Annotated in this window: 10 protein-coding genes; 5 read left to right on the forward strand and 5 right to left on the reverse strand. The window is 67.2% G+C overall.

Annotated features, from left to right (window positions below; genetic code table 11):
- Positions 1 to 103 precede the first annotated feature (103 nt).
- The 5 genes from ACIP67_RS29535 to ACIP67_RS29555 all read left to right on the forward strand — a co-directional run bounded on the left by ACIP67_RS29535 (position 104) and on the right by ACIP67_RS29555 (position 13,625).
- Positions 104 to 5,230, forward strand: a complete 5,127-nt coding sequence (locus ACIP67_RS29535) for a type IV secretory system conjugative DNA transfer family protein (protein WP_401695920.1) — start codon at positions 104 to 106, stop codon at positions 5,228 to 5,230.
- A gap of 177 nt (positions 5,231 to 5,407) precedes the next feature.
- Positions 5,408 to 10,963 carry a hypothetical protein gene (locus ACIP67_RS29540; protein ID WP_401695921.1) on the forward strand — a complete coding sequence of 1,852 codons (5,556 nt, stop codon included), beginning with the start codon at positions 5,408 to 5,410 and terminating at the stop codon, positions 10,961 to 10,963.
- A gap of 1 nt (position 10,964) precedes the next feature.
- Complete coding sequence (locus ACIP67_RS29545; protein WP_401695922.1) at positions 10,965 to 12,704, forward strand: hypothetical protein; 1,740 nt, start codon at positions 10,965 to 10,967, stop codon at positions 12,702 to 12,704.
- Positions 12,705 to 12,745: 41 nt separating this feature from the next.
- Positions 12,746 to 13,108, forward strand: coding sequence for a hypothetical protein (locus tag ACIP67_RS29550; protein ID WP_401695923.1), 363 nt, complete (start codon positions 12,746 to 12,748; stop codon positions 13,106 to 13,108).
- Between the two features lie 133 nt (positions 13,109 to 13,241).
- Complete coding sequence (locus ACIP67_RS29555; RefSeq protein ID WP_401695924.1) at positions 13,242 to 13,625, forward strand: HU family DNA-binding protein; 384 nt, start codon at positions 13,242 to 13,244, stop codon at positions 13,623 to 13,625.
- 113 nt (positions 13,626 to 13,738) lie between these two features.
- Here ACIP67_RS29555 and ACIP67_RS29560 read toward each other — a convergent pair whose 3' ends face one another.
- From ACIP67_RS29560 to ACIP67_RS29580, 5 genes are all read right to left on the reverse strand, one after another.
- Entirely contained in the window at positions 13,739 to 13,957 is a 219-nt protein-coding gene (locus ACIP67_RS29560) for a hypothetical protein (RefSeq protein WP_401695925.1), read from the reverse strand.
- A 23-nt stretch (positions 13,958 to 13,980) separates the two neighbouring features.
- Positions 13,981 to 14,322, reverse strand: a complete 342-nt coding sequence (locus ACIP67_RS29565) for a hypothetical protein (protein WP_401695926.1) — start codon at positions 14,320 to 14,322, stop codon at positions 13,981 to 13,983.
- A gap of 75 nt (positions 14,323 to 14,397) precedes the next feature.
- Positions 14,398 to 14,943, reverse strand: coding sequence for a hypothetical protein (locus ACIP67_RS29570; RefSeq protein ID WP_401695927.1), 546 nt, complete (start codon positions 14,941 to 14,943; stop codon positions 14,398 to 14,400).
- Positions 14,903 to 15,310 (reverse strand): hypothetical protein, encoded by a 408-nt coding sequence (locus ACIP67_RS29575; RefSeq protein ID WP_401695929.1) that lies wholly within the window; start codon positions 15,308 to 15,310, stop codon positions 14,903 to 14,905. The genes ACIP67_RS29570 and ACIP67_RS29575 overlap by 41 nt, the downstream gene beginning before the upstream one ends.
- A gap of 329 nt (positions 15,311 to 15,639) precedes the next feature.
- The gene (locus ACIP67_RS29580; protein ID WP_401695930.1) at positions 15,640 to 17,292 is read right to left on the reverse strand and encodes a hypothetical protein; all 1,653 of its coding nucleotides are present in this window, start codon (positions 17,290 to 17,292) and stop codon (positions 15,640 to 15,642) included.
- Between the last annotated feature and the right edge of the window lie 438 nt (positions 17,293 to 17,730).

Below are 17,730 nucleotides of genomic sequence, written 5' to 3' on the forward strand. Positions count from 1 at the left end.
GGCGCATGGGGCGCGTTCCCCATGCGCCGTCGTCGTCTGCGCAGGCAGACGCACTGGACAGCAGGACAGCAAAGCGAGCGAGGCTCGAGAGTAAGGAATCACGATGGCCACGAACAGGCGGAAGGCGGCACGGCCGAAGGCGAGCAGCTGGGACAAGATCTCGGCACGGGCGCCCGGCGAGACGCTGACGAACCGGGACGTCTACGACAACCAGCAGCTGGACCGCAGCAAGTTCCTGACCCTGAGGTCGACCAGACCGGGCATCGTCGTCGCGGTGATGACCGGCGCGCTGGTGACGATCATCGCCTGGGTCTTCTACTCGCTCATCGCCGCAGCCGTGCTCTCGGCGGACGCGTCCGTGGGTTCAGCCGTGCCCGGCAGCAGCACGGGCACGCCGGGCGCGTACTACGTCCAGGACACCACGACGGGTGCGGGCGGCTCGGTCGTGAAGTGTTACCGGCCCCTGACCAGGGACGGCGACCCGGACGTGAAGGCGAAGTGCTACCCCAGCGCTGAGGCTGTTCCGGTCCCCAGCTGGTACACCGCGGCGAAGGACGGCAAGCCCAGCGCCGAGAGGCCGGCTGAGCCCAAGAAGAGCGCGACGACGGTCGGCGGGCAGCTGGCCGACGTCTCGGGATTCAAGCTCTTCATCACGCTCGGCTCGGGTCTGATGGTCGCCCTCATCATCGGTACGTGGTTCTCGCGGAAGGTCGCCGCGGCGAACCTGATGAACACCACGAGCGACATCAACCAGTACCAGAACGACCAGCACATCGCCCTGCCGGAAGAGATCCAGCAGAACTACGACTGGTTCCCCGACGCCGGTGCTCACTCGAGCGTGCAGGTCAGCTCGATGCTCAGCCACATGATGCTCAAGAAGAAGGGCCTGGGCACCGTCGAGGTCGCCCAGCGCGCCAAGAAGGACGTCATCGATGAGGAGAGGAACCTCGTCTACTACGCCGGTGAGGTCATGGACGACGACGAGGGCAATCCGCTGACGCAGACCCTGCCGATCATCGACGAGGACTTCGGCGACGAGCTGTTCGAGGCATCCGGGCTCCCCGATGACAAGACGCTGCGTCAGAAGTACGACACGACGCGGATCCCGTACAACCCTGACGGCAAGAACCGGGACAAGCTCGGCTTCGGGTCGGACACGTACAAGACCGTCGCTGACCTGATCAAGGAGGACTGGACGTTCCCGGCGTACGAGGTCCAGCGCCCGGCCGGGGCGTACGTGGTCGATACCGCGCCGGTGAACACCATGGTACTGGCCATCACCCGAGCCGGTAAGGGCCAGACGTACATCGAGCCGGTCATCGACATGTGGTCGCGGGAGAAGAAGCCCTCGAACATGGTCATCAACGACCCCAAGGGCGAGTTGCTGGTGAAGAACTACGTGCCCCTGGCCACACGCGGGTTCGAGCCGGTGCAGTTCAACCTGATCAACTCCATGAAGACCGACATCTACAACCCCCTGGGACTGGCGGCCGACGCGGCGCGTGAGGGCAACTTCACCAAGTGCGCGCTGTACGTGGAGAACATCGCCGGGATCTTCTTTCCGCTCGACGGCGGCGAGGACCCGGTCTGGCCCAATGCCGCCAACAACGCCTTCAAGCGCGCGGCCTACGGACTCATCGACTTCTACCTGGAGGAGGAGCGGGAGCTGCGCAGCGCCGCAGCCGTGCTGAATATGGACCCGGCGCTGCTGGAGCAGAAGCTCGATGACCTCTGGGGCAAGGTCACGCTCTACAACTGCTACCAGCTCTTCGTACAGATGAGCTCGAAGAAGATCAAAAACCCTGAGGCCGAGCTGGAGAAGCGGGTCAAGGCCGGCGAGTTCGAGAACAACGAGGACGCCCTGGCCGAGGAGCAGGAGAAGGCGGCGGCCCAGGCCTTCATGTGGGAGGGCAAGGCCGATCAGGACATGCTCAGCCTGTACTTCAACGCGAGCGAGGAGCTGCCCCGCAACAACATGCGCACGCTGGTGGGCAACGCCCACAACGCGCTGCGCTCGATGGCCGGCGCGGAGAAGATGCTGGCCTCGGTGTACGGCATCGCGATCACCGCCATGTCGTTCTTCACCGACCCCACGATCTCGACGCTGACCTCGGGCAAGCCCTCGCAGAACACCGACCTGGCCGGCCTGAGCTTCCCGCGTCGCCTCGGCGTGCGCTTCGCGCCGAACTACGTCAAGCGCGACCACCTCGTCGGTCAGCAGGCCGTGTGGTCGGCCTACGCGGACCCAATGTTCACCGAGAACCTAGGTGAGGACTTCGAGCACGAGGAGATCGTCGGCCGCGAGGGTTGGGCCCGGTACAACTTCAAGGGCAAGTTCCCCGGCGACGAGGCCTGGCTCAAGCTGGAGCTGGTCAACCCGCAGACGAAGATGCTGGTGCGCACCTTCTACTTCAGCTTCACGAAGAACTACCAGGTCTCGCTCAACGGCCGGCACTACGTGTTCGAGCCGGTGACGGGCAAGAAGATCGTGAAGAACGGCGTGATGCGTGAGCTGAAGCCGGTACGTGAGGGCGGCGCCCGGGACGGGAAGATCCTGTCCTTCCAGCCCGGGGACACGCTCTACCCGGACACGCGACTCGACTTCTCCGGCGGCGGCAACCCGGAGAAGGTGTCGTACCAGGCACGGGCGATCACGCAGACACTGTCGCGCTACTCGGAGTCCCCGAAGGCGCTGTTCCTGGTGACTCCGCCTCACCTGATGAAGTACGCGAAGCTGATCCTGATCCTGGTCAAGCAGCTGTTCGACGTGAGCGCCGACCAGGCGTACATGACGAAGTCGAACCAGAAGCCGCTCTACCGCACGCGGTTCATGCTCGACGAGCTCGGTAACCTGCAGTCGGAGGGCAAGGGCATCGACGGCTTCGAGACGATGCTCTCCATCGGCCTGGGCCAGGAGCAGCAGTTCACGCTCATCCTGCAGACCCTGCAGCAGCTGCGCGACGTCTACGGCGAGAGCGTCGACAAGATCGTGCAGGGCAATGCTGCCCCACTCCACTCTCTCATCGCCACCCCTACGGGATGGAAGCGCATGGGCGACATTAAGGTCGGCGACGAGGTGCTCACGCCGTTCGGCACGGTCACCACGGTGACCGGGGTCTATCCGCGAGGTATACGTCCGGTCTACCGGCTCACCCTGCGTGACGGCTCTTCGGCCGAGTCGTGCAACGAGCATCTGTGGCCGATCGAGCGCTGGAAGTCCAGCGTGAAGTACCTGGGAGGGAAGACCGAGGACGGCAAGAGGGCGTACGTCGGCGGCAATGACGGCAAGACCGCCGAGCGTGTCACCGAGATCGTCACCACCGATGAGCTGAAGTCGCGCGTCGACAAGGGTCGTCAGGTCGACCTGCCTCGAATCATGCCGGTGGCCTACCCGGAGGCCGACCTTCCGATCGACCCATACGTTCTGGGTGCTCTCATCGGGGACGGGCATATCGGCAAGGCTGGTTTCTCCTGGCTCTTGTGCAACGACGAAGAGATCGTGGAGGAGATTCGTCGTCGCGGCCACACGGTCTCGGAGTACAAGGTCAGGGACGGACACTGCTTGACGTACAGCGTCCTTGGAGTCAGCAAGCACCTGCGCGAGCTCGGCATCGCGGGTAAGCGCTCGTGGGAGAAGTCGATCCCGGCGGCTTACCTGTTCGGTTCGGTGCAGCAGCGGACCGACCTTCTGCGCGGCCTCATGGACACCGACGGCACGATCAGCCGCAAGGGCGAGATGGAGTTCACCTCCGCGAGCCGCGAGCTGGCTGAGGACGTCCAGAAGCTCGTGCGCTCCTTGGGCGGTCGTGTGGCGATCAACGTCAAGACGAACGTCAAGTACACCTCGCCGAACCAGCCGACGCCGAAGGAGGCCAGGGACGCCTACCGCGTGCAGAACATCCGGCTGCCCGAGATCAACCCCTTCCTGCTCTCGCGCAAGGCGGAGCGCTGGCGCGACCGTACACGCGGATTCAATCGTGTCGTCAGCGTCGAGTACGCACGAGACGAGGAGGTGCAGTGCATCCGGGTCGCCGACGAGCGGCATCTCTACCTCACCGACGACTTCATCCCGACGCACAACACCTCGAACATCGTCTTCTTGAAGTCCACGGACGATTCGATGATCGAGACGCTGGAGAAGATGAGCGGCAAGACGCACCGGTCGTACAGGGACAGCAAGCAGATCAGCCAGGATCTCGACAAGGTCATCGGCGGCAAGACCGAGGGCCGGGTCACCTACACGATGAACACCAAGGAGGAGCCGCTGATCAGCTACAACGACATGGCATTCCTCTCGCCGCGCAACTCGATCGTCTTCCGGGCCGGCGACGCGCCGATCTGGAACCGCAACCAGACGATCCTGCCGATGTCGTTCCGGCTGCTGGGGAACACGATCAAGCACCCGGGGCACACGTACTCGCTGCAGACGATCCCGACCCTGTCCAGTGCCATGGATTTCGATGTGCGGATGAACCAGCCGGACTTCGTGAAGATGCTGGAGAAGCGCATGCGGCAGGCGGTCAAGGCCGCGGACGCAAAGGCGCAGTACAAGGAGATCTACGGCTACCAGGAGGTCGACATCGAGCGCCTGGACCCGGATGTCTACGCCGACGAGGTCATGGAGGTCATCACGACGATGACCACGGCCAGCGAGGGTCAGGACCCCAACGCTCCGGTGGTCGTCGACCCCGACGAGTACGAGGGGATGAGCATGTTCGACGAGGACCAGTTCATCGAGAACGTCGAGGTCGGGGTTGCGGTCGCCGAGAGTCAGGCGGTCAGCGCCGAGCGGCAGCGTCTGCTCTACGCCGAGGGGACGATCAGCAAGGAGATGCTGGTCAACCCCGACGGCTCGGCGAAGGTCAAGAGCCTGGACATCGAGATCGGTGAGGCCTACAAGTCGGCGCAGACCGAGTTGGAACAGGATCGCAAGCACTTCTCGGTCGGCGGCGACGGCGAGCTGCGCAGCGCCGATGGGTCTCAGACGTACATCAGCCAGATCCGCTCGGACGCGTACGCCCATGCGGCCCGCCGGATCAACGGCCATGTGAACGACGAGGACTCGCGGGTGTTCGCCGGGGAGGACGTCACTGAGGAGGACCTGAAGTCGCTGGCGACGGTGCAGGTCCACTCGGCCTTCTACCAGTACCTGGCCTCACTGCCGAGCTGGGAGGTGCTGGCCGACGGCCGGTTCGACCGGGCCATGGCCATCGAGATGAACTCGAAGTAGTCGGCGCCCACTTGGGGGCCAGCCAAGGATCACGACCAGCGCCGAGGTCGTCTCTCGACTAAGGGAGACTGCCTCGGCACTGGCCTTTCCGGATGACTTCTCACCTCCTTTCGATAGGCGGGGTAGGCTCTATACATACTTATGCAACCCCGAGCGTCCACAGGAGGCTGATTGGCTATGAAGAAGGCACACGGACTGCGCAGGTACTTCTACGAGTACGTCTACTACAAGGCAGTCGAGCAGGCCCGGGAGCAGACCGGACAGGTCGTTCCGATCTCCCAGGCCAAGGCGATCCGCGCCCGGGTCGACGAGATCCTCGGCCAGCGGGGCACCGCGCTGGCCGACCCGTGGCTGGGCGTCACGGACTGCCTCACCGCCATCGACCAGGCGTTTGCGGAGAAGGTGTCCGACTACGAGCCGCAGTTCGGCGACCATTCCCCGCAGAACGAGCGCTACCAGCAGTCGCAGCGGGAGTTCACCCGTGCCACCGGCGTCGGTGCCCAGGCCGACCCGAAGTCGGCCCGCCTGCCGATCAGCCCCTACGCCCCCGACTGGTCCGAACGCGCGACCGTGAAGCGCGCCGGGACCGCGCTGGTGTACCTGCCGGACGAGACGATCGCACGCGTGGCCAGCGGCGAGGTGGAGACCCTGGCAGATCCCCGGCGCGGGAACATGGTGCTCTGGCGCATCGACGACGATGGCAAGCCGTTCGAGGCCGGCCGCGCGATGACGAACGACGACGCCGCTGGGCTCACCGCGCTGATGGACAAGATGAGCCAGCAGGAGTACGACCAGGTCCGCGAGTGGGTCATCGACGGCGGCCGGGATCCCCGGACGAACCGTGTCGACCGCAACCGCTTCATGTCCCGGCGCGCCGTGGCGCGCTCGGTAGCACTGCTCGAAGAGCTGAAGGCCCAGGGCGTGTCCTACGAGGTGATGCGCGACCGCGAGCCCGGTCAGATCAAGGCGAAGATCGCTGGGACCGGCATGGAGATCCGTCTCACCGACACGCGCCAGGAGGAGTACGCCGGAGCCCGGATCTATGACAACGGCACCGTGCTGCGTTACTCGACGAACTACCGGGTCCCGGGCGGCATGGCGGTCTACTCCCCCTCGCCGGCGGAGGCCGTTCAGCTGCTGCGTTTCGCCCAGGGCCACCGCATCGAGCGCACGGATCTGCCGGGGCACGCCGCCGGCGAGACCGGCACGACGCACCAGGAGCGCGGCCGTGGCCGCACGCTGGTGGATGTGCCCGACAGCTACCACGTCGACCGGGAGTCGATGTTCGTGGTCGGCGACTACGTGGCCCCCGGTGAGTCCAGTCCCCGGCCCGGGGCGAAGGTGATGCTGCGCCGGGACGCGAAGAACCGCTCCCTGCCGGCCTTCTTCGTCGACGCCGAGCCCGCTGAGGCCTACGCGAAGGCCGCCGTCGAGAGCGCGCGGGAGAATCTGCAGGCAGCTCTTGGCGTCGAGGACCTGATCGCCCGCGCTGAGGCCGAGCTGGAGCGAACGGGCGGAGATCTGGATGCGATCGAGCCGCCGGAGTACTCGGCTGACTCTGAGGTCGCTGCGATCCAGCGCTCGTACTGGGACGTGCTCACCGGCGCGCACAGCGATCTGCTGCGCCCGGGTGCGACCGAGGAGATGTACCAGGAACGGCTGGAGGAGATCGGCGAGTTGCAGGCCGAGGAGGTGCCCGAGATGGGCAACCTCGTCTACGGCGGCACCGCCGTCGAGAAGGTCCGGCAGCACGCCGAGGACGTCCCCTTCGAGCTCATCGGGACCTGGGAGGCGGAGCCTCACGACGTCGACGGCGAGTGGGTCGATCAGCGCTTCAACCCGGACCGGGTGGCGCGGTACATGACCAGCCCCACCGGGCAGTGGTCGAACCTCGACAACCTCGCCTCGGCGCTTCGTCGTTGCGGGGTCTCCCCCGACGAGATGATGGGCTCGACCTTTCAGACGACCCGGTTCAAGGACCGGCTCGTCCGCTTCGACGCCGAGCGCTCCGTGCCGATCGCCGATCACGAATCTGCGTTCATGCGGCGCATCGGGGCCACCGTGCGCGAGAGCATCGAGCGCAACGCGGCGACGGTCTCCGAGATCCTGGTCGACGAGCAGGGCGTCATCCGCTGGAGCGGCGAGAAGCTGTGCCGTGACGGCAAGGGGGCTGCGATCTCGGGTGAGATCGGCCAGGTCTTCGATGTCGGCGAGTACGGCGAGATCACCACCGCCTTCGCCAGCGGGGAGAACGTTCTGGTCGTGCCGGGCTACGAGGCCACGATCACGGCCCAGACTCCGGGCGAGGCTCCGACCTCGGTCGAGGAACGCACGCGCCTGCGCGGCTACGAGCAGCTCATGCATGAGCGCATCCAGTACCAGATCGCCGGTGACCTCATCGCCGGGCGCAGCGAGACCGGCGAGCCCTCTTCGCTCAACTCGGTCTACTCGCAGCTGTACGGCACGAAGCACCCGATCGACTTCATCGAGCGCGCCACCACGTACCAGCTCGACGAGTCCACCGGCGAGATCAAGGAGCACCTGGACGAGTGGACGGCCGCGATCCTGCAGACCGAGGCGCGCCGTGTGCGCTACTCCAACGAGATCAAGGCCGGCTCGACGATCTACGCCGAGTACCGGGCCCAGCGCGACCGGACTGACCCGGCTGACGACAACCGCTTCGACGCCTGGCGGCTCACGGGCGGGCGGAACATGACGGTGCTCACCGGCAAGGACCGGAACAACGTCGCTGCGCCCAGCGGCTACTTCGACCCGGTGATGACCGGAGGCGCGACCAATCAGGGCATCGTGCGGTACCTGACTACTCAGGCCCAGGTCGACGCCGACGGCCGGATCGTGCCGGGCGACGAGAGCGTGGCCGGACAGCGTGCGCCGCTCATGGCTCTCCCCGAGCTCGAGACGCTGCGGTACGACCCGTTCGACCGCCAGCAGATGACGGCCTCGACGATCATGCAGTCTTCTGAGGTCACCGCGCCGGCGAAGACGGCGCTGATGACCTTCGGCGGCTGGACGGCTGATGACCCGATCGTGGTGTCGAAGGAGTTCGCCGAGCGCCACCGCATCCGCGGGGCCGGTGGCCAGGAGCGCGATCTCGTCGTGGGCGACAAGATCTCGGATCTGCACGGCAACAAGGGCGTGATCTCGCTGATCGTCGACCGGGACATGCCGCTGCAGGACGCGCAGGAGCAGGATGTCGTCGAAGAGGTCAACTGGTTCCGGACCAACCCGGGCCTGGACGTGGTGATGAGCCCGTTCAGCCTGATCTCCCGGCGCAACGCGGGCTCGGCGCGCGAGCTGATGAGCGGGAACGTCTCCGACCTGCGCTCCCCCAACGGAGAACTGCGGCCGAGTGCCCTGGGTGAGATGCGCTTCGTGGTCACACACATGGCCGTCGACGAGAAGACGAAGATCTACGACGACGAGCAGGTGCGTGCTGGCAAGGGCCGTAAGGCCTCCTCGCAGCTGGCCTGGGCGCTGCAGTCTCAGGAGTGCCCGGCGATCATGCGCGAGTTCTACGGCCACAACAGCGGGGCCGAGTCGAACCTGCGCGAGTACCTGCTGGTGACCGGCATGGACATGGAGGCTGACGGCACGCTGCGGGTGGTCGGTCAGGCCGAGGGCCTCGACGAGCGCCCCGAGCGCCGGTTCATCCCGATGCCCGAGCTGCTGCGCACTCAGCCGCGCAAGGAGGGCCAGCTCCCGGGACTGAACACCACGGCGATGCGCAAGTTCTTCGGCGGTCTCATCGGCGACCGCGGCGGCGACATGGAGATTCCGTTCCCGCTCACGTATCCGACCGGTGAGCAGACCGAGACGGTGAGCGCGAGCTCGTGGAAGCTGCCGGTGATGTCCTCGCATCTGCGCAGTGGCCAGGAGTTCGAGGACGGGTCCTCCGTCACGCACGACTACACCCGCAGCTACCAGGACGTCTTCGTCGAGGCCTGCCGCTACCGCTACATGGCCGAGCAGCTGGACAGCCAGGGTCTGTCCGCGGAGAAGCGCGCCGAGGTGCGTCGCGGCATGAGCGACTCGGTCTCGCGCGCTCAGCGCGCCTTCGAGGCGATCACGACCGACGTGCAGAACCGGGTGCTCACGGGCAGAAACAACATCTTCAAGAACGGGCTGATGGCCTCGCGGCTGAGCAACTCGGCGACGATGGTGTGGACTGCGGACCCGCGGCTGGACGTCGACCAGGTTGCGCTCAGCTCGGTCAAGGCCGAGCAGCTGGGGCTGGCCGAGGGCGACCACGCACTGGTGTGGCGTGACCCGGTGCTCCGTGACGCCGGCGTGCGCTACATGCGGGTAGCGATCGACGACCGGCTCACCGGTGCCGCGATCAACCCCGTGATGGACGCCTGCTTCGACGGCGACTTCGACGGCGACGCGGTCGCCGTGGTGAAGCTGCACAGCGAGGCCGCCAAGGCGGAAGCCCTGGCGAAGCTCTCGGTGCCGGCCAACCTGCTGGACACCGGCGTGGTCAAGAGCGACGGCTCGCACCCGCTGGCCATGCAGGTCTCGCTGGACACCCAGGTCGCGCTCTCCAAGAACGCCGGACTGGCCGAGGAACTGGAGAGCTCGCAGAGCGAGGCGAACCGGCTCAGCCTGCAGGCGCTCACGGGCGCAGAGTCGCCTGAGGACATCAAGCTCGGCCAGCAGGTCGTGACGGAGGAGCTGAGCGCGCTGTACCGCCAGGCTCAGCGTGGCGAGTTCGGAGCGGCACTGACGTTCTCGGACCGCGAAGCGCACCTGCGCAGCGTGCGCGAGGTCTGTGTCGAGACCGGTGCCAAGGGCAGCGAGAAGAAGCTCGCCGACTACGCCCGGAACCTGGGGGATGCGCAGGGTACGCCCGGTATCACGCAGGCCGACCAGGAAGCCTCAATGTTCGCCACGGCGATCAAGGCCCACGGCACCGGCCTGGGCGGCTCGTTCAGCCAGCGCGCCGTGCGCGCGCTACGCGGCGAAGACCTCAAGGCCGTCCTGGAGGTCACCTACCCGGTGACCCAGTCGATCCTGCAGGCCAAGCACGACGCCGCCGAGGCCCGGCACAAGTACGAGATGCTCCAGGGCCCCGGCCGCGAGCTCTGGAGGGGCCGCAGCATCGAACACGTCGGCCCGGGCCAGTGGCGCACGGCGTTCCTCGACGGTGAGCCGGTCCAGGCCACGGCCGAGGAGTGGGAGAAGCAGTTCATCGAGTTCTACGAGTCCAAGGAGGGCTTCGGCGTCACGGTCAACCCGGACTACGTGGCCCGTGTGGCCAGTGCGCTGGAGGACCCGAAAACCGGGCTCATCCGAAACCTCGAAGAGGACCCGTCGCTGGCCGGCACCGTGATGGACCGGATGGCCTACGGCGGTGGCTTCGAGGCGCTCGTGCAGGCGGCCAAGAACCGCGAGAGCGTCTACGACGGCGAGAAGAACGAGCAGTTCGCGTCCTCGGGGACCCGGAAGGCCCGGGCGGAGATGTCCCGGCAGCTCGATCAGCTGGGCTCCGCCGAAGCGCATGGTCTGGACAGCGCTGCGATTGCCGTCGACGACTCGGTGGTCAAGCGCGACGTGATCTCTCAGGACGCGGGGACCTCCCGCACCCCCCGCACCCGCGGCTCGCATCGCCGCTCTGCGCACGCCGTGGGCGTGGGCGCGACGCGCCCGGTCTACAGGCCGAGCATCGAGATCGATCAGCCGCAGGGCGACGACGACTACGGGATGGGGTACTGAGATGGCACAGCGCAAGCAATTGAGAACGGGCTCTGCGGGCCGCCGGCGCGCGACCAAGGAGCTTCCGGTTGACGACGATCGGCAGCAGGCCGACGAGCCGCAGGGCAACGCGTACGCCTACCGGGACTCGTGTTCGGACGAGCCGATCGACGCCGAGGTGATCGACGAGCCGGGACCGGAGGACGCAGACGGTTCGCGCGCCTGGCGCGAGCGGCTCCGGGACCGCGCCCGCGGGTTCTTCGGCGCGAAGACCCAGGAGCGGATGGCCGACCGCGAGCGCGTGCACCGGATCGACGTCGACCGGGCCGAGGACGAGACCGAGGGCCTGGACCAGCGCGATCAGCTGCTCAAGCTCCGGGCACAGACGCGGCTGGCCGGCGAGAAGTACATGGCCTCGCTGCGGGACTCGAAGCTGCTGGTGCCCGGCTTCAACGACGAGGAGCGGACGCAGGAGCTCGACGTCATGCACCACGTCTACATGCAGATGATGATGCAGTCGTGCCTCAAGCCGCTCTCGCGAGGCGTGAATGCCAACTCGATCATCCAGGCCGTCGGCATGGTGATGGCGATGCGGATGCTCGCCCCGGACTTCAAGAAGGAGATGGACAGCTACCTCCAGCCCCTCAAGGACAAGATCCAGGAGCGCATCGACACCCGGACCCGCGGCATGATCGCCTCTGCCGAGCGCGGCATCGCGCACCGGCAGAGGATCTTCAAGGACGTGCCGAGCGACGCCCGGCGCGAGCGCCTCATCGGCAGCACCGACCCGCGTGATCACCTGACGAAGAAGTGGCGCAAGCGCTTCGACGCCATGCAGCGCCGTGAGCGCGGCCATCGGGAGATGTTCACTCCGGACTCGGCAGCCATGACCGAGGTCGCGCTCATGGAGAACGCCTTCTGGAAGATGCGTGAGCCGGGCGCGGACGCCGGCCTGATCCGCGACAGCTACCGGGCGATGCGCAAGCGGCTGCACGAGCAGATGAGCGCAGACGGCCTGGAGCGCCAGGAGGTCGTCCAGCGCGCGCGGATGATCATCGGCGAGCGGATGGAGCAGGAGCCCGAGCTGCGCACGATGTTCAACGGCGTGGCCCACGGCCGGATCGTCAAGGCCCCCGCGCACGAGGAGCGGATCGCGGGCTCGGACAGAGTCCGCACGGTCTGGAGCGGGGAGTTCGACGACCAGCTGGGCCAGCGTCTGCCCGAGGACGGGATGTTCACGCTGCGCCGGCCCATGGACGCGGACGCCCACCAGGTCCAGCTCGCCGAGACGATGAAGACCTCGATGCTCGACGCGCTGGGCCGCGGCGACCAAGAGGGCTACGGGGGCAACATGCTGGGCTACCTGGTCGGCTTCGCGGCGCAGAAGCAGGGTCTGGACACCAGCGGGCTGCCCGACATGCTCCAGCACCGCCTGGACCAGTCCGAGGTGATGATCGCGAGCATGGACATCGACGGTCTTTCGCCCGAGGAGCAGCAGCGGGTCTATTCCAACGCCTACGTCGACGCGATGGAGGCGGTGAACGAGAAGTACCCGGATCTCGAGGCCGAGTTGAAGCGGAGCCTCGGGGAGAACTGGCAGCAGACGCTGCAGACGGCGGTCGACGACCCGGGTGCCTTCTTCGAGGAGCAGCGGCTCAAGCCGCGGTCGCGCCCTACAGGCCCGTCGTCCGAGCGGGAGGCCGACCCGCAGAACGACGGCCTGAACGCTGAGGCCTATGCCGAGGACTACCAGCCCGCCTGAGGGCGATCCAAGAACACGAACAAGGAGCAGGAGGAGGGGTCATGAGCCAGGAACAGAATGAGGGACAGCAGACCAGGTTCGGCTCGCGTTTCGCGCGGATGTTCGGCTACGTCACGCCGGAGGACAGGAGCCGATGGGAGCAGCAGCGGGCACAGAACAAGCCGAACGTCAACGCGATCAAGCAGGGCACGAAGTCATTGCTGGGCTCGATGATGGAGTTCGGGGAGCGCAACATCGGCGCGAAGCTCGACGCGGCCCACCGTGTGGCGGCGCAGCAGCGGTTCGAGGAGTCCCACGACAGGGTCGTGAACCAGCGCCGCGATCCGAACACGCGGAACATCATCGAGTCGGTCGACTACGAGCCCAAGGACGACCGGGAGGAGATCGAACCAGACCTGCTCTAGTCGAATGGGTCACAATAAGCCTAGCGAGCGGCACTCGATAAGATCGCCCCTTCTTCTCGACTCGCGACCATCTTCGATAGACTGGTTTCTAAGCGAAGCCGCGGCATGATGGACGACAGGACAGGGTGTGGGCATGGAGACGACGACGAATCCGCGTGTCAGTAAGCGCGAGTTCATCTCGCGGGTCGCGACTCGCAGCGAGTTGCCGGTCCGGGTAGTGAACAAGGTGTACGAGTCGTTGCTCGGTGAACTCACTGGCGCGGTCAGCTGCGGGGAGACGGTCGTGCTCACGAGCTTCGGCCGCTTCTACCGGCAGGATCACAAGGGCCACAAGGTGCGCTTCGGTAAGAGCGACGTCGACGACTACGTGGTGCTGAAGTTCTCCGCGTCGAGCAGCTTCAACCGCCGACTCGGGGGCAACGAGGACGAGATCTCACCGGAGACCTACGGGATGATCGAGGATGCCGACGAGTTCGAGGACGTCATTGAGGATCGTGAGCTACGGGCCGCATCGTAGGCAACGAGGAGCCAGCAGGAAAAGAGAACCCCCGCGATGCACAGGCATCACGGGGGTTCTTTCGTGGTGGGACGAGCCCAGTTGCGAGGCTCAGCCGTCGGCGATGGCGAAGATCAGCACGAGCACGATGACCGGGACGAAGAGCACGCCGGCCCGGCGAGGAGGTGCTCCCATCCCAGCGGCGAGTTAATCCAGCCCATGAAGTTGTTCCACAGACCGGAGACAGTGGTCGCGATCGAGACGAAGAAACCAGTGACCCATCCGACGATGACCGCCAGGCCGACACCGCCGATCAGACCGAGGGCGATGATGGCACGAGCACTCTTGAACATGGTCCTGAACATGACGCCCCGCCCTACTTCCGGTCCTCGAAGAGCAGGTAGTACAGCCCGATGTGCGGGATGACGAGGGCCGCCAGCGCGATCCAGGCCCGCCCCGGGTCCTCGACCACCCAGCCGATGAAGTCCCTGACGGGTCCGACGTAGGCCAGCACGGGGGCGAGCACCTCAGTGCGGAAGATGACGTGGAAGATTCCGTAGGCCATGCCGAGGGCGATCGCCAGTCCGATGCCGCGCCGTACGAAGATCGCGGAACGAGGACCGATCCGTCGGCGGCGTCCCGCGGCTGTGCTGGACTGGGGTTCGGCATCCAGAGCTGCCGCCTGGGTCACTGGCTCGTAGTCGTACGTCGTCACCATCTCGCCCTTACCAAATCACCATTGCCTCCATTTTACGAGAAGCTCTCAATGAGGAACAGAATCGCGGACTACAGGTCACTCGAACTGGAGGTCAGGCTCATCCGCGGATGGCGTGTCGAAGCTGCCGATCGAGCGCTGTCGGGGTCGCGAGGGACTCGCGATCGGCTCGCGCTGCGCAGCCAGTTCGGCGAGAGTGAAGCCCACAGGGCGCCCCAGACGCTGGCCGGCCATGTAGTAGGCCTGCCCGTTCGCGCGTTCACCCAGGGCGATGATCTCGCGGGTGACGGGCTCGCCCGGGCGCTGGGGCGCGCGCTCCCGCCAGACGATCCGGTGCGAGGGCTTCGCATTCGGATCCGCGCCGACGTACGTGGTCTCGCAATCAGAGAGGTCGGGATAACTGGGCATGTATTCCAGCGGGTGCGTGCTCGGCGCGCCCTGTCTGATCCGGCCCAGCTGATTGAGAGCCACGCGCAGGAGCCGGTCCTCCGGTCCATGAGGGTGCATCACCGCGGCGTCGTGGAGCGTCTGGAGGTCCTGCTTGAGACCGGCCGTCGGCAGGAGGCGGATGGGAGGCCGACGCTCACTCATCACGCTTCTCCTGCTGGGCAGCACGATGCTCATCCGCCCACTGCCGACCGAGCGGGCCGAGGCTCTCAGCGAGCTCTTCGATGGTCATGCTCGCCTCGCCGGAGGCATCGGATTCCTGGATGCGGCGGGAGAGCTCGGCCTGGAAAGCAGCCTCAGCGTGGACGTGGGCCGCGTGGTCGTACTTCATGAGGCGCACGAACGCGGCGAAGGGGATGATCGCGGCCTCGGGCTTGTTGTCGTCCCCGAAGATCAGTGGCGTGATCTCGCCGCGGCGATAGAGGTTCAGCATCGTGGCAAGGTCCTCGCGCCTGAGCTGGTCGGTCGGGACGACATTGACGGAGAACTTCGGGAGCTCGGCGTCGGGAGTGCCGTTGTCGTGAGAGTTGCTGTTGTGAGTCATAGCTTCAGCCTAATCAGTCGGGAATAGCTTGTCATCGACTCGCATACGACATTGTTCGCCGAGTCGATAAGGGCATCGAATGGTCGATCGCTCCGCCTCTCAGAGGCGGAGCGGTTAGGAGAAAGAAGAGGCCCGTGCCCCAGTCCCGCACGGTGCGGAGCCGGGGCACGGGCCCTGACGGATGGACGGTTGCGACTTCAGAACTTCCCCTCGTCGGTGAGGGCGACGGTGAGGTCAGCGCCCTCGTCGGGGCGCAGCAGCGCGAGGGTACCGAGCGCCGCGGACAGAACCTCGTCATCCAGGTCGGCAGTCTCGGCCGGGGGTAGGGGTCAAGGGCGGGCGGCCTGCTCGTCGCGGACGGCGATGGGAAGCATGGCGGCGGCCTGCGACACGTGGGCGTTGGTGGTCGTGTCCACCTGGAGGCCCTTGACCTCCATCGCCTGGCCGTCGACCACCACCAGGTCGCCGCCCTTGGCGTGGCAGGCCAGGCCCCGGGGGCGCGGCGGGTTGTGGAAGACGGCCGTGGTGTCGCGCATGGTCAGCTCCTCGCGGCTGCCGCGGCCGGGGCGGCAGCTCCCCGGGCACCCCCACATGACGCCCTGCTGGCGGTCGTGCTGGGCGAGCTTGCCGGAGGACAGCAGGGGCGCGGTGTGGTCGTCGTAGCCGCACAGGCCGGTCGGGCCGTCGTGGTCGGCCGGGCCGTGGAAGGGCACCTCCAGGCGGCCGCGCACCTCGGCGGCAGCGGCCTGGGTCACCCGGCTGTCCGTGCCCGCGTACGCCTCGGCGCGCAGGACGGCGCGGCGCCGCTGGGCCTTCCAATCCTGGTCGACCTGCTCGGCGACCTCCATCACCTGGGTGACCGGCACGCCCAGTTCGCCAGCGATCTCGGCGACCTCCACGGGCCACGCCTGGGCCACGGCGTCCTTGGCGGCGTCTAGGTCGTGGTGGAACCCGACCTTGCCGTCGCGGCGCTCAGCGTAGGGGGCCCAGGCGGCGTAGCGGCCGCGGCGCATGCGGGCGCCCTCATCGTGGACGGTGCCCAGAAAGGTGCCGCCGCGGACGACGGCCCAGCGCGCGGCGCCGTCCGGCTCCAGGCGCACTGTGTCCGGGTCCAGGGCGGCGGCCATGCGCTCCAGAACCTCGGTGGGCTCGGCGGTCACCACTGCGATGTGCTCAGCCATGGGGGCGTCGTCCAGGCCGGTGCGGCGGGCGAGGCGGGCGGCCTGGTCAGCCTGCCACCGGTACTCGCTGCCGTCGCCCTGGCTGATGATGTTGCGGACGGACACCCAGTGGTAGCGGGCGCGGGCGCCGTGGCCGGTGCGGAACGTCCAGGCGATACGCTCGCCGTCCGGCAGGTCGACCGGCTGGAAGGCGTGGGCGGTGGCGTGGCTGGCCAGGACGAGCGTCCGGGCAGCGACCTCGGTCACCAGCTCCTGACGGCACGCCTGGTCGTCCTGGTCGGCGTGGTGAAGGACGTGGGGGGCGACCAGGTCGGCGCCCCCGTCGTCCCAGCGCACGGCCTGGTAGGCGTAGGGGGCGGCGCCGTCCGCCATGCCAAACGTGGTGCCGGTGCGCTCGCTGTCCTTGGTGCGCATGACCACCCGGGTGCCGTCCGCGTAGTAGGTCAGCTCCGGGTCGAACATGGTCGCGGCCATGACGGTGTCGGCATCCAGGGGGCGCACGCGCCGCTCGATGTCGGCGACCTTGGCGGCCTGGTCGTCCTCCGCCGGGGCGGCTGGGGCCTGCTCGGCGGCGTCGGCGGCGGGGGCCTCGGTTTCGGCCGGCGGCTCGGCGGCCAGGACCTCCACGGCGCGCTTGCAGGGACCGCACGCCTTGCGGTCGGCGGCCTCCTGGGCGGTCAGCTCCCGGGACACCAGTCGACCGCAGCCGATGGTGTGGGAGTGGGGGGAGGCGTCCTTGCGGACGTAGTGCACGGCCTTGCCATTGCCGACCTGGGCGGGGGCGGTGGTGATCGCAGACATGGCGCAGTTCTCCTGGTGGGTAGTGAAAGCAAAGGGGTGCAGGGCGCGCATGGTTCGTGGGGCGCGCGGGCCAGAAGCGCTTGCGGCGAGGCGCCCTCGGGCGACCTCCTAGGCCACGCGCGCCCCGCGATTTCGGTGTTCGGGGTCAGTCGGTGAGGTCGACGGCGAGGTCCGCGCCTTCGTCGAAGGCGCAGAAGCCCGGCGAGAGCGCCGAGCGCGGCTCGAAGGGTTCTCTTTGTGGTTACCGTCTTTATCTTTGAGCGCCTGGTTTTACCGCCTCATCAAGCTCGAAGCGCGCAATGCCTTCGGCTTCAGGAACCGAGCCAACCAGCGCCTGCGCTCACGCTGTGCGACCACTCGTCGCAACCGACGGGAGGCGCACCCCCACTCGTCGGTATCCGGCGGCGGGGCAGCGCGATGGCTGGTGCGCGTGCCGGT

The organism is Streptomyces sp. NPDC088812 (genome assembly GCF_044750285.1).
In the GTDB taxonomy this organism is placed as follows: Bacteria; Actinomycetota; Actinomycetes; order Streptomycetales; family Streptomycetaceae; genus Streptomyces.

Excerpts from the sequence above, each read along its gene's own strand:
- ACIP67_RS29555 (WP_401695924.1), top strand. The coding sequence starts at position 13,242 with ATGGAGACGACGACGAATCCGCGTGTCAGTAAGCGCGAGTTCATCTCG.
- ACIP67_RS29545 (WP_401695922.1), top strand. The coding sequence starts at position 10,965 with ATGGCACAGCGCAAGCAATTGAGAACGGGCTCTGCGGGCCGCCGGCGC.
- ACIP67_RS29580 (WP_401695930.1), bottom strand. The coding sequence starts at position 17,292 with ATGTCTGCGATCACCACCGCCCCCGCCCAGGTCGGCAATGGCAAGGCC.
- ACIP67_RS29540 (WP_401695921.1), top strand. The coding sequence starts at position 5,408 with ATGAAGAAGGCACACGGACTGCGCAGGTACTTCTACGAGTACGTCTAC.
- ACIP67_RS29560 (WP_401695925.1), bottom strand. The coding sequence starts at position 13,957 with ATGTTCAAGAGTGCTCGTGCCATCATCGCCCTCGGTCTGATCGGCGGT.
- ACIP67_RS29570 (WP_401695927.1), bottom strand. The coding sequence starts at position 14,943 with ATGAGCATCGTGCTGCCCAGCAGGAGAAGCGTGATGAGTGAGCGTCGG.
- ACIP67_RS29575 (WP_401695929.1), bottom strand. The coding sequence starts at position 15,310 with ATGACTCACAACAGCAACTCTCACGACAACGGCACTCCCGACGCCGAG.
- ACIP67_RS29550 (WP_401695923.1), top strand. The coding sequence starts at position 12,746 with ATGAGCCAGGAACAGAATGAGGGACAGCAGACCAGGTTCGGCTCGCGT.
- ACIP67_RS29565 (WP_401695926.1), bottom strand. The coding sequence starts at position 14,322 with ATGGTGACGACGTACGACTACGAGCCAGTGACCCAGGCGGCAGCTCTG.
- ACIP67_RS29535 (WP_401695920.1), top strand. The coding sequence starts at position 104 with ATGGCCACGAACAGGCGGAAGGCGGCACGGCCGAAGGCGAGCAGCTGG.